The sequence below is a fragment of the Crinalium epipsammum PCC 9333 genome (assembly GCF_000317495.1).
In the GTDB taxonomy this organism is placed as follows: Bacteria; Cyanobacteriota; Cyanobacteriia; order Cyanobacteriales; family PCC-9333; genus Crinalium; species Crinalium epipsammum.
Map to the genome: position 1 here is coordinate 674,919 of NC_019753.1, position 12,463 is coordinate 687,381.

Annotated in this window: 9 protein-coding genes; 3 read left to right on the forward strand and 6 right to left on the reverse strand. The window is 38.4% G+C overall.

What is annotated here, in order from left to right; translation table 11 throughout:
• The first annotated feature begins 456 nt into the window (after positions 1 to 456).
• Entirely contained in the window at positions 457 to 1,002 is a 546-nt protein-coding gene (locus tag CRI9333_RS02830) for a hypothetical protein (RefSeq protein WP_041225888.1), read from the forward strand.
• Positions 1,003 to 1,289: 287 nt separating this feature from the next.
• On the opposite strand, the gene CRI9333_RS24670 is transcribed toward CRI9333_RS02830, so the two are convergent.
• The 6 genes from CRI9333_RS24670 to CRI9333_RS02860 all read right to left on the reverse strand — a co-directional run bounded on the left by CRI9333_RS24670 (position 1,290) and on the right by CRI9333_RS02860 (position 9,413).
• Positions 1,290 to 2,339, reverse strand: coding sequence for a DegT/DnrJ/EryC1/StrS family aminotransferase (locus tag CRI9333_RS24670; RefSeq protein ID WP_015201667.1), 1,050 nt, complete (start codon positions 2,337 to 2,339; stop codon positions 1,290 to 1,292).
• A 31-nt stretch (positions 2,340 to 2,370) separates the two neighbouring features.
• Entirely contained in the window at positions 2,371 to 4,143 is a 1,773-nt protein-coding gene (locus tag CRI9333_RS02840) for an AAA family ATPase (protein ID WP_015201668.1), read from the reverse strand.
• Between the two features lie 209 nt (positions 4,144 to 4,352).
• Positions 4,353 to 5,219 carry a hypothetical protein gene (locus CRI9333_RS02845; protein WP_015201669.1) on the reverse strand — a complete coding sequence of 289 codons (867 nt, stop codon included), beginning with the start codon at positions 5,217 to 5,219 and terminating at the stop codon, positions 4,353 to 4,355.
• Positions 5,220 to 5,434: 215 nt separating this feature from the next.
• Positions 5,435 to 6,451: a hypothetical protein gene (locus CRI9333_RS02850; protein ID WP_015201670.1), complete on the reverse strand. Its 1,017-nt coding sequence runs from the start codon at positions 6,449 to 6,451 to the stop codon at positions 5,435 to 5,437.
• 2 nt (positions 6,452 to 6,453) lie between these two features.
• Positions 6,454 to 7,302, reverse strand: coding sequence for a hypothetical protein (locus CRI9333_RS02855; protein ID WP_015201671.1), 849 nt, complete (start codon positions 7,300 to 7,302; stop codon positions 6,454 to 6,456).
• A gap of 554 nt (positions 7,303 to 7,856) precedes the next feature.
• Positions 7,857 to 9,413, reverse strand: coding sequence for a TIGR03985 family CRISPR-associated protein (locus tag CRI9333_RS02860; RefSeq protein ID WP_015201672.1), 1,557 nt, complete (start codon positions 9,411 to 9,413; stop codon positions 7,857 to 7,859).
• 109 nt (positions 9,414 to 9,522) lie between these two features.
• Here CRI9333_RS02860 and CRI9333_RS27585 point away from each other — a divergent pair, with 109 nt between their 5' ends.
• A complete protein-coding gene (locus CRI9333_RS27585) occupies positions 9,523 to 10,830 on the forward strand; it encodes a CRISPR-associated protein Csx3 (protein ID WP_015201673.1) in 1,308 nt (435 codons plus the stop codon).
• 776 nt (positions 10,831 to 11,606) lie between these two features.
• On the forward strand, positions 11,607 to 12,140 hold the full coding sequence (locus CRI9333_RS02870; protein WP_015201674.1) for a hypothetical protein: 534 nt from the start codon (positions 11,607 to 11,609) through the stop codon (positions 12,138 to 12,140).
• Positions 12,141 to 12,463 lie beyond the last annotated feature (323 nt).

Here is a 12,463-nt window from a genome sequence, read left to right on the forward strand (position 1 = left end):
TAACTGTAACTATTAATAAAAAAATGAATAAGCACGAAAGCTTGTAACGTTAATTATAATGCGTCCTAATTAACGCGATCGCGTTGACACTATTGAAAGATCAAAATTGCAATTGAAGCGTTAATTAAATTAATGCTTTAATTATATTTTTTTTATTTAAAAACTGCCTTGAGCAAGGCAGTTTTCTAGACACAGGTTGAGTCCTGCTCTGAATCAAAACCAGTGGAAGCAGCCTTTTCCAACCCCATGTTACAAAGCAATTAGTTAAAAAGAACAAGAAGATGGCTAAATTCACCAAGTTACCGCATCTATCGAACAAGTTTGCTCAAACTCTATCTTGGGCAGCAGACAAACACCGATTTCAGGTCATGAAAGACCAGGGCGAAACACCATTCGCCATTCCTCCGAGGAACAGCAGCACGCTCGGGCGATTGCCTACCGCATATTTGTTACTCAATGCAGTCTAAAACAATGAAAGATTTGAAAAATTTCCTCCCCCTGCACTTATACGGCAAGGGACAAGCCAAAGACTACAGTTCTTTACTTCAAGAAATTGAGAAAAAAGAGTCCCAAATTATTTGGGACAATAACCGCCCTATTCGCCTAATAAAAGTCTGTAGAGTTCGCGTAATATGCGGCGATCAAGAACTATATGAGGATAGACAGGTGTTCAGCGATGGTCGCGTTCGGAAGCGCGGCATTCGTGGGCTTGCTGAAAAATTATTTAAGGATGAAAAGGAGGAAATAGCAGCAAAAAGGGCATTGAAGGAAGAATTGGGATTGAGCGATGAGGCAAGTACGTTAGTTTCAATCCATTTTAATGGGATTGATAACGAGGAGAAAGAATCTCCTAGTTATCCTGGGTTAAAAACCCGATATCTATTCTGGGATTTTATTGCATATTTGCCTGTCCAATATTGGCAGGAGGAATTTGTAGAAGGATGCGAAGATGATGTTAAGCAAACTTATTTTGTATGGAGAAAGATTGCAGATAATAATTAATCTAAACATCGCAGCCCAATATTGAACAATTAAAAATGCGATCGCATTACTTGTTATTCTCATACCGCGATCGCACTACACAATTCTAAATTAGTTAGGCTTGCGACTATTGCTTTCAATGGGGAACAATAGTCACAAGCATACAATATTAGCTATCAATTGGATGGTTAAACAGCAACTCAAACCCATCCATATTGCGGATTGGGAAATATAGTGCCAAGGATGTTGCTATTTTTCAAGCTAAGGCTAAAAATCAAAAATTGATTAAATTAAAAATTAGTCCTTCTTTATCTGTAATTTAATTTTTCATTTGAAGCAATACAAAAACGATTGACAGATTGATATTCAGCTTGAGGACAACAAAAGTGTTGTTGACACTTATGCTGATACTGAGCAAGAAAACTAGGTTGCCGATAAATTAAACGTACTGGTGGTGACTCCAAAGAACCACGAAAACCGTGAGATTGTAAGATTTTTAGTAAGGTTGAAATTTGGGTAGAATCTTTAAGAGTAGCAGTTAATCTAAAAAATGAAGGATTAATACCTTGATTAGCAAAATCAATATCCTCGGTTAAACCAAGAGAATTCAATAACTCGATGACTTGAAAACATTCTTGCTGATGAACTTGTAAATTTTGCAAAGATTCTTCAAAAGTAGCATTAGCCAACACTGCGGCTAAGGGATGAATTCGCCCATTTATAGCAAACTCATTATCCAAATACAATCCTAACTCAAGGTGTTGGCGAATCGGATGCTGAGTATACCAAATTAGCTTTTCATACAAATCAGCATGATTAGTTAATATCGCCCCGCCTTCTCCAGCAAAAACTGTTTTGCCAGTAGTAAACGAAACCACTAACGCATCTGCTAATAAACTAGCAGGAAGTCCACCCCTTGTAGCACCTAAACTTTGAGCAGCATCAGCAACATACCATAGTCCATATTCTGATGCCAATTGCCGTAATGCTACCGTATCCGAGGGAATACCAAACAAATCAACTGCTAATAGCGCTTTAGTTTTCGGGGTAATTACTTGACGTACAGCTTCACAACTTAAACTGAGAGTATCAGGTTCAATATCTGCAAAAATCGGTTGATTACCCAAAAATAGCCAACTAGCTAGAGTTGCACCATAAGTGTAGGGAGTTGTAACAAACTGCTGGTTTTGAAGTCCAAGAGCTAGAGCGATCGCCCATAAACCTGTGGTAGCATTAGTAACACAAAGAGCATATTGCATTCCATAATATTGCTTGAGTTTTGACTCTAAAGCAGCTACCTCACCAGTACCGCTTAAATGTATCTGCTGCCAAGAAATTAATTCATCAATTTTCACCATAATTTACCCTCCTTCAGTATTTACCTACTTTCTAAAGATTGGCGTGTGGACGTAGCTCATCAATTCGTCTATCTAATTCAACTTGATTAATTTTTAAGGTGATGGGATCGACAATATCTTCTAAATGGGGAGGGAAAGGATAATGAGGCGGAGTCCAAGGGAAAAAAGATTGCGAAGAACAAGCTTTAATTGCCCATAAATCAGCATAAATAGCTGAGACTAAATCACTAGAAACATTTAAATCCATAGCAGCAAATAACACCGTATCAGATGTCAGAGAACCATGTAGCATGAGAGCGTTACTCAAAGCTGACCGAATTTGCCGAGGATTGGCTCCTTTCTGATAAAATATTTCAGCAGCTTTAATTATTTGTGGATCATTTTCGCTGAGTTCTCTAGGTGTTGTAATTCTACTAGCTGTAGCTAAAATAATCCCTGGAAAATCAGCTTTTAAAGGATGTAAAACTGGAATAATAGTAAAACGCGATCGCATTGCTGCCCCCATGCGCCAAGGGCAATTTGTTGTAGCAATCAACAAAGACTGACCTCGCCGACTTTCATCAGATAAAGCTGTTAAAAGTGCTGCGGTCACAGCACGAGAAGCACCCGAATCACCGTCAAATTCACTTCTTTCTAAAGGTAAAGCTTCCGTAACTTCATCAATAAAGGCAATATTAGGAATCGATTCCTGCAAGACCATTTGTTGCAAACGTACTTTACGTTCAGTTTCTCCTACCAATGAACCTTTAGGACTGTGCATTTGATAAGCAGCTACAGCAGCTTGGCGTGCAGTTAAAATAGCTAAATCAGTTTTACCAGTACCAGGAGGGCCAGTTAACAAGACATTAGCAGGCATAGAGCGATCTCCAGCAACTAAAGCGGCGGCATAACGCTCTAAAATCAAACGTGGTTTAGCAATATTGAAGCCACGCAATTGTAAATCATTAACTCGCTCAGTATCTAATACTGTTAAAGTATGTTCCGATAAAGTTTCTACATCACGACTTTTTTGAGCTACAAGCTCTTTAACAGTTAATTCTCTACCACTACGATGAGCCGCCCGTAATAATGATTCTAACCCACGATTAGGTGTGTTTGTTGTCAGATAAGCTACTGATTCGACACTCATACCTGTAGCAAATTTAGCCGCAGTATATAAAGATGTAGTAGCCGCTAAAAAATCTTTCTTATCTTTCAAATCAGGTTGAGGCAAGCGAATATGGTATAACGCACTGCTAACTAACTCATCAACTTGTCCTTCTCGACCATGAAAAATCATTAAGTTACCGCTAGAACGCAAAGCCAAACTTTGAGCAGTAATATGTGATAACTCAATAGCCACTAATTGAGTATCAGTTTGTGTCCCATTAGTTAAACAGCCAGGAGTGAGATGTTCAGTAAATTCAAATAAAAAGGCAAATCGTAAATCACGCCCATCCGCCCATTTTAATCCATTAGTTGGAGTACGGGATAAAGAATAAATTCCTCGAATCACCCTGACAACTTCATTTTGGTCTTGGGGAATATTTAGTAGTTGATGGGATTGTAGGGTAGTTTCTATTGTAGTGCGATCGCGCTGATCGTTAATCCGGCTAGCATCGTAATCTAATCCAGTAGCCAGAGAATAAGTTACCAATAACATACCATAACGAGCGCGAAGTACTTGACGCAAAATCTCAATTAAAGGTCGTACCTTACCATCAGTATGTAGGTCAAAATCGTATAAAGAACGTCCGGTCACCAGGATTGCTGGAAAGCCTTCTTCATAAGGAGTCACAATTGCTTCTATCGCTTTGGTTGCCATAAGTAATGAAGTAGAGAATAAGGAACATTTGGTAAGAATGTCGGTAGAGAAGGCAGAGGTGCGGGGTAAGTATTTGAATTTCCACGCTCTTGTTTTCACCGCACCTTTTATAACAGGAGTCAGAAGGAAAAGCTAATAAAACCAAGGGTTGGGGCAATTTCCGAATGCCTTAACCACAGAAGCTGCTGCTATAATTGATAGCCAAAAGCTTATTGCTGTTGAGTAGTATTACCTTGGTTCAAACGTTGAATACGTCGTTTATCATTTGGAGAATTTGTATTTGTAACTCGTGACGTAGATTGAGGTTTTACCTTTTTTCGCACAAACTCACGCGCCGCAGCTAGTTCACAAACGCCCCCAGTAAACTTACGAGTAGGTACAGCAGCGCGTACACCAGCAGCTTCCAATGCGCGATCAAACTCATCTAAAATGGCATTACAAGAGCCATCACTCACGCCAACAACCTCAGTAGCAATACTAGGCTGGCTATTGATATCGCCGTTAATTTCAGTAACTAAAGAACGTCCTTGAGCATCAGTAGCAACGAGGCGGACTGTACCAACCAAACTAGCCATTGTTTGCACAGAAGTAAAGCCAATTTGAACTGCTGCATTAGTACAAGCTACTTTGAGCGTTTCCAAAAATACTTGATGATGACTTGCTTCTACAGCTTGTAACAATAAATTTTGAGCTTGTCGTGCAGCAGAGGGTTCAGTCGAGAGTTGCAAAGCTTGTAGTGGCTGTTGAATTTTTAAATTGCTTTCAACAACATAAGGTGCAGCAGTTAATAATGCTGTTAATTGAATACTTTCAGTCGCCGAAAGGTTGTATGGACTAAGGGCTGTAGTTATTTGTTGTTGCTGTAGTTGATACTCTGCCCGTAAAGAAGCGACTGGTTCAATGGTGTTTACAGTGGATAATTGCAATGATTGAGCAACTTGTTTATAAGCTTTAACAGCCTGAGAACTTAAAAAATTTACAGCAGAAGTGATTACCTGTGAAGTGAAAACAGCGTTCTTAGCAACTGTGTTTAAAGAAACACTTTGTACGCGAGGTCTAGAACTAATTGAAGACATGATTAGAAATTCCTTAATTGCAAAAGCAGTAATGGATGGGAAAAAGAGAATAGAAGATGTCTATTGAGGGGCTATCAATTTGGCATCGGGACACTTTGGGCTGCTTATATTTCCCCCTGCCATTACGTGGTAGCCTCTTGAGAGAAGGGGAAATAGAAGCAAGATAAATAGCTAGAGAATTGAGTTAACAGCTATGTAATGCCTTGACCTCCTATTTATGGGCGAACTTCACTTTCTTCTGAACGTATACGGCTACTGAGAATAGTGCGTAAGTATTCGTTTTTTCCATCTTCTTCGGTTGCATCTTCATCATTATTTGTAGGTGGAGTATTAGGAGGTGAAGGTGCAGGATTGTGAGGTGGGTTGTTATTTGGCTTACCTGGTCTTTGTAGAATTTCATAGCCAGCCCATTGATTCATAATCCGGTAAGTAATGTCATCAAAAGGCCCAGCCGTGATTGCGTGTTCTGGATATAAGCGATTAAAGGTATTGAGGTTGTTGATATAACTTGTGAGAATTGCATATCCAGCCGCCGCTTCACTTCTGTACTTAGCATCTTGTTGGCGTTCTATGCGTCGATAGCGTTTATTTGTCCACAGAAACCAAAAATAAGACCTAGCTTCATACGCAGTTTCGCCACCAAAAATTACCAAAGCGTGTGTAATTCCAGCTAAAATTGTCAAAGCTATCAGTAACAACGCATATATCCACCAAGATGATGTCTGGAAAACTTTGAAATGTTGCGGTACAAAAGTCACAATTACCATTACTGGCATGACTATCACCATACAATGGGCAATATTTTTCCACAATCGCTGGGGTGCTTCACCTACTAAAGCAAAGTAAAGTTGAGTGGCAATATAAAGTTCCAATCCTAAAATTGCTAAAGGCATCAGTATTTTTGCCACTAACATCATTTTTGACTCTTCTGGAAATACCAATCCAACTAAATATTCCACTGGACGGTTCAGAATTACAAAGTCCATAAAGTAGGCTGCTGGTATAGCTAATATTAGGAAAAAATATCCGTTAATGCGCCGTAAACCAGCTTGATTAAATTCTGAATAATCACTTTCTTGATTGTGTCGTGCCTGTCGTGCTTCTTGGTTGTTTTTTTGGGCGCGTGCGGCAATGTGTGAGTGTTTATGAATCCCTTTTAATCCTTGGTCAAGTACATTAGTCCTACGTTCTCTATCTAGGCGTTGTTTGCCAACTTGAAAGTTATCAGGCATATTTATTTGCCTCCATTAGTAGCTATGATGTAGCGAAAAGCAGCAGGAGTCGATTCAAATAGTTCAGGATTAAGGCTGGTTAGAGAACCGATATTGGCTGAACCATTGACGAGGATTACTTTCGCTTTGCTTTTCATGGGTAAAAACTTGGCTTTAACATCATCAATGCCATCGGAAATAAGCACAGCTATACGATTCGTAGACTGTCCCCAAGAGGCATCATTTTCTGCTAAAAATAAATCAGCGCGATTAACGGCATTCCAAATATCAGTACGAGTGCAAGCTACAGATTTATTCAGTAAAAGCTGTAATTTAGTTTGAAATTGTTTAATTTTTGTGGTATTATTTTGCTCCCATTGTTGTTGCTGCTGCTGATCAGCTTGTAATTGTTGTTGGTAAGCTGTTAGTTTTTTTTCATATTCAGCTTGGAGTTCAGGTAGTTTGAGGGGATTAATATTGTTGCTAGGTTCAATCGGTTTTTGAGGTAGAGTTAATGGCTTTTCCAGGCGTAAACGGATAAATGATTGATTGCTGTTATTGCAAATAGTACCAATAGCTAGTTCACCACCAATTTGACGCAATTTTTGAAGAAGGGGTTGAAAATCCTGCCACTTGGGTTGTTGAACTTTTGTTTGGTTTGTACTGAGACTTTTATCAATTTCAACAACAATTTTTAAAGGTCTAGTATTTACCTGCAATTTGTTAGTATCAGGTTGAAGTTCAGATGGCACACCTGCTATGATTGGCTTAGGGTTTGATGTTGGTGATTTGATAACAGATGTTGAGTCTGGAGATACTTGGCAAGCAGGCAATAGTAACAGTAATAGTAAAGCTATTTGGTTATGCTTCATAGTTAGTTACTCTGGAGGAAAAAGCTTTTGATTAACTGTATTAAGAATAAAACGTATATGGAAACAGCGTTTTCCTGAACCGAAAGTAAGGAGTAGGGGCAATAAGTTGTTCTACATTTTAAGTGCCATATCATCTCCATTGGGCAAGGAGAAAGGAAAAGACTTTTAAATTAACCTCTTCCTTAATATTTAGATAATTTTATGGCTAGCACAACAGCAATTTTGGCAGTTACGTGGACTTCTCACGCAGCCTCTCTCCATATACCGTAGAGCGTGCTTACGTACAGTTGGAAACGCTAATAATTGCAAAGGAAGTCCTGTAACTTTATATAGAAGTTTGCCGACTGAGTGAATAATATCCCAAGTTTCATCAATACTAGGTTTTTCCCAGAACTCGGCAACTTCACTCTTTAAAGCTACCCACAATGCTTAAAGATTAGGTTGATGACAATTTTCGTAAACTGTCATACCCAGCCAATAGTTTTTGATTATTTGCATTTTTTTGTTTAAATCATAATAAAGCTGTTAGTAAACCGCCAATTTTCTATTGGTTATTAGCTTTGGTAAAGTTGCCAAGTTTCTTCAATATCTTTAGCCATGCGTTGACGTAAATCGCCTGGAAGCAAAACTTCCACTTTTTGACCCCATGCCCTTAGCCGCATAATGACGTTGTTATCATTTATTCGATAATCAGCCGTATAATAGGCATAAGGAAAATTTTCGTCCGTTTGTTGTACTGGTAAGCTTTGTAGGATATCGTTGAGCAGTTTTTCTTCTTCCTGGTTAGGAGCGTAATCTCGGATAAACTTTTTAAAATTAGCCTTGCTGTTGATATATGTAAAAGTTTCATGACGAAAGCTATCAATAATATGGCGATCGTGAAAATCACGGTCAAATCGTAATAATAGCTTATGGCTTGGCTGGTAAAAATCAAATCCCCAAGATTCAGCCATTTTAGTTTGAATTTCTTCAGGTGAAAGCTGCTGTTGATAGTATTTTTCTTTAAGTAAAACTGGAAGATTTTCATCATTCCAGGTTAATTCGGTAATCTCGTGAATACGGTCTAAGCGATAGTTATGCCACTCAATTTCATTCTTGATTTTGGGTTTTTGCCCAAAGGCACAAAGATAGGGCGCGCGCTGGAAGTAATAAATACAAACTGGATAAATAATCCGTTTTCCTTGCCGTGCTAAACTAGCACTTTCATAAATTATACTAATGGGCGGAATCGGCGTTTTCTCCCATATTTCTTTAAGTTGATCTTGCAATTCCCGAATTCTATCTATAGCTTCTTTTGACACAACGTAATCAACGTGCATCAAAAATCTTTGGATACCGTTAATAGGCTGGAAGTAGTTTTCAACAATTTCTGTAAAATCAGTTTGAGTAATAAAGCCGCTTATATTGCTGTTCCAATTATAGCTTTCTAGAATGGGGAATTTTTTAACTTTACGGTAGTTTTTATTAATTACTTCATTTTTTTTATTTTTGACAGCTTCTAACCAACCAATTTTAATCAAGTTTTCAAAGTCATATTCTAAATTTTTGCCTGTAACGGCAAATAAACGTCCTTCAGGAAATGGTGGTACGTAATTTCTCTGTTTGCCCGTAAGTTGATTTTTACTGGCTTTTAGGGAATTACTTTGTTGTCTACGCTTTTCGATAGCTTCTTCACTTTTAGGAAATTTCCCTGTCAGCAAAAATTCTTCTAATTGTGCTATATCAATAGGATAAATTTGTAAGAATGATTGTTTCCATTTCTCTGGGGAAATACTCAAACTAGAATTGGGATCAAATAACCACTGTCTAAGAGTTTTGGCACAGCGACAAGAAGGATCGTGCAAGAGAGGGACTTGATCGCGTTTGTGATATATTACTTCATCTAAGGATCGCTTATTCAGGGGATCGGAAGAAGTAAAAAATTGATTACGCCATTCATCATAAGTGAATTGTTCGCGAAGATTTAACTTAACTTCATCATTATCACTGCCATAAAGCGATCGCAGTATTACCCACAAGCGCACCGCCTTTGGTAAGTTTTGTTTTGAAGAACCTGGTGCAAGCATCTGTAAGAAGCTGACGCTAGGAGAATAGGCAAATTGAGTCCGCATATATGATATATGTTTGAAGTAGTTATAGCTCTAAAGTAACCGATGTTAGGAAAAGGGGTGTTCCATCTGTGTGTCAAAGTAAAGCTGTTAACCACAGACATCAAAACCAATGACTTCTTACCGGATTGATTTAATCGGCGATACTTTAAAAGTAGATTTTGCTAAAACTCCTGATGGTACTCCTGTAGTTGCTAACGGAGATGAAATTGTCCGCGATGCCGCCACACGACTGCGGGAGATGATAGATCGTGGAGAAATTAAGGGGGGAAATCTCCTCAAGATTAATGGACGAATATCTGTAGCCCTCAGTTACACTATTGCTCATGAAATTGCTCATTTGTATCGGGCGATCGCTGTTTCTGATACACGCTTAGGTGCTTATGTGGTGGTCATCACTACCACTGATGATTATCCCATAGGCAGCCAGATTGATTTTGAGACGGGGAAAGTTACACAAGTTTGTTCTTTACCTAATACACCGCCTTCTTTTTTAATTTATTGGGAAGATGATGTTTTAATTGCCAGAATTAATAATACTGTTAAAGCCGATGGCGACCAAATTGCCGTAGATGCTTATTCACAATTACAAAACTTAATTAATTCGGGACAATTGTCTGGAGGTAAACCATTTTTAAAGATCAATGGACGTGCGACTGTCTTAGCTAGTTTTTTGATTGCTTATGAAGTTGGTCATAAATACGGCGCTGTCGCTGTCTTCGACCCAAAAATCGGCGATCGAGGACTAGATCGATATATAGTAACAATTAATCACAGTAAAAATTATCAAGTTGGGGAAACCTTTGATATCAACTATCAACCGCAACCTAATGTTAAAGTTGTTTTGTGTGGTCCAGCGAATACAGGAAAAACTGTTTTTAAGGATGGGCTAAAAGCAGCAATTTTAAAGCTTAATCATGCTCCGGATGATTTTTATGTGATCTCTGGTTGTCCTGATGGCGATGGTTCTTGGCATGGGGAAACTGCACAAAAGTATCCTAAGTTAGCTGAAGAATTAAAGGCGGAATACAAAGCCAAATTTACTCCAGAATTTGCTCAAGGGAAAGCACGAGATATTAAAGCGATCAAAAATTCGTTGCTGGTGTTTGATGTGGGTGGGAAAATTAGCGATGAAAATATAACTATTATGTCAGAAGCGACTCATGCAGTGATTTTAGCTAAAACACCAGAAGACGTAGCCCAGTGGCAAAATTTTTGTGAAATTAAATTAGAGCGACCTTTACCTATTATTGCTATTATTTATAGTGATTACGCAGGTAAAGAAGACAAGATTATTACAGAAGAACCTGTGCTTACGGGTAGCGTTCATTATTTAGAACGCGGACAAAATGTTTCTAATCGTCCAATGATTAAAGCGTTAGCTGAATTGTTAGTGAGTTTGGCGATAAACTGTCGTTAAAACTATTTTCGTTTGAGCTACTGTTAAATTTCCTTAATTGAGGTTGGATATTGAGAGAATCAATATCCAACTTTTCGCTGCTTTCTTTTAACTCCCCCCTGTTCCGAGCAACCGATGGGCGGGTGAACACACGCTTTCTGAGGTGCATCGACCGCGCGAACTCAGAAAATCAATTGCTATAAAAAGCCTCAAAGCCTTATATTAGCTAGGTTTTAAATGTTTAGTTGAGGTTGATTATACTAATATACGCACCTTTGAGGCGATCGACGCGCTCTTTTTGGCGAGGTGCGTCGGAGGTCTAAAATAATCAAAACAGGCGTTGCTATAAAATTCACCAAAACATTACTGTATAAGGGTTTTAGGGTTATTATTAGCATTTACATATACTCATCGACGCACCAACGCATACTCAAAAAAACCCGATTTTTTCATTAAGGTGCGTCGATGCTTTGCCTGGACTGGGTTTGAGGGTCGTAATTTGGTCAAAAATTTTCCTAATGTATGCTAAATTTATGCCCACCGATTGGGTTAATTCGGATTAGTTGGAAACTGTTAGCAAACAAGATCGCACATGATGGCGAAGTTATGCGATCTTGTTATACTTAGCTATATTGAATTTTTTTGGGCTGGCAACGGATTCTTCCTATACTCCCAAACTCGACAATCTACACTCTGCTTAAAACTATCGGAAAAGGGTTTTTCCAGTATGCCGTTATCTTAAAAGCTGTCAGGGTTGAACTGAGTTGTTTATTCCAACCCTTTACAGGAGATTTGATATGGCAACAACACTGGAAGTTTTGGCTAAATATTTAAATGTACGTGGTTGGAAGTATAGAGTTGATGCTGCTAAATCTCGCATTATTACTGGGGTCAAAGCCGAAAATGTTGAAGATTTTGTGATTTCTATACAATTAAGTGAAAATGGCGAATTTCTTCAATTAATTGCTCCGCAACTACTATCTGTCAAAAACCATGTATATAAAGGTATTGTCTTTCAAACCTTATTATCTATAACATGGGAACACAAAATGTTGCGGTTTGAATACGATCGCACAGATGGAGAAGTCCGCGCATCTATTGAGTTGCCGCTTGAAGATGCTATCCTGACTGAACGTCAATTTAACCGCGCTTTGGAAGGTTTAATTGATTTAGTAGATAGAATCACAATGCCGCGAGTGCAAGCGGTACTAGCTACAGGAGTTGATCCAGGCAATAAAAACTTGGAAGAAAACTTACTAGATGCACTCCCAGATGAATTGCTATCTATGTTAGAGCAAGCAATCATCAAACGTCAGCAGCGCGATCGCTAATATCTAGATAGGTGGGGGTAAATAAACGTGAAATTATTTTGGTTTTCTCTGTTAGAAGTTACCAGTTCTAGCATTAATAAGTAACGTTTATTTATACCCCCTTGCTTAATCAATTTTTATTGGCGGTACCAGAAGCTTTTAAAGCCAAAAAGCCAACTCTTGGAGGAGGAATTGTAAATAAATGCTTAACAAATTTTCACAAGCCGCTAGAATATTTTTTACTACTTAGTAAGAACATTAATCCCATCAGTTATATATGTAGCGTTGGGTGCAGTCTCCATTTTTAGTTTATCAGTATCTTTATTGTGAATGGGTTTGAACAA

Excerpts from the sequence above, each read along its gene's own strand:
- CRI9333_RS27585 (WP_015201673.1), top strand. The coding sequence starts at position 9,523 with ATGACTTCTTACCGGATTGATTTAATCGGCGATACTTTAAAAGTAGAT.
- CRI9333_RS02850 (WP_015201670.1), bottom strand. The coding sequence starts at position 6,451 with ATGCCTGATAACTTTCAAGTTGGCAAACAACGCCTAGATAGAGAACGT.
- CRI9333_RS02845 (WP_015201669.1), bottom strand. The coding sequence starts at position 5,219 with ATGTCTTCAATTAGTTCTAGACCTCGCGTACAAAGTGTTTCTTTAAAC.
- CRI9333_RS02860 (WP_015201672.1), bottom strand. The coding sequence starts at position 9,413 with ATGCGGACTCAATTTGCCTATTCTCCTAGCGTCAGCTTCTTACAGATG.
- CRI9333_RS02840 (WP_015201668.1), bottom strand. The coding sequence starts at position 4,143 with ATGGCAACCAAAGCGATAGAAGCAATTGTGACTCCTTATGAAGAAGGC.
- CRI9333_RS02830 (WP_041225888.1), top strand. The coding sequence starts at position 457 with ATGCAGTCTAAAACAATGAAAGATTTGAAAAATTTCCTCCCCCTGCAC.
- CRI9333_RS02870 (WP_015201674.1), top strand. The coding sequence starts at position 11,607 with ATGGCAACAACACTGGAAGTTTTGGCTAAATATTTAAATGTACGTGGT.
- CRI9333_RS24670 (WP_015201667.1), bottom strand. The coding sequence starts at position 2,339 with ATGGTGAAAATTGATGAATTAATTTCTTGGCAGCAGATACATTTAAGC.
- CRI9333_RS02855 (WP_015201671.1), bottom strand. The coding sequence starts at position 7,302 with ATGAAGCATAACCAAATAGCTTTACTATTACTGTTACTATTGCCTGCT.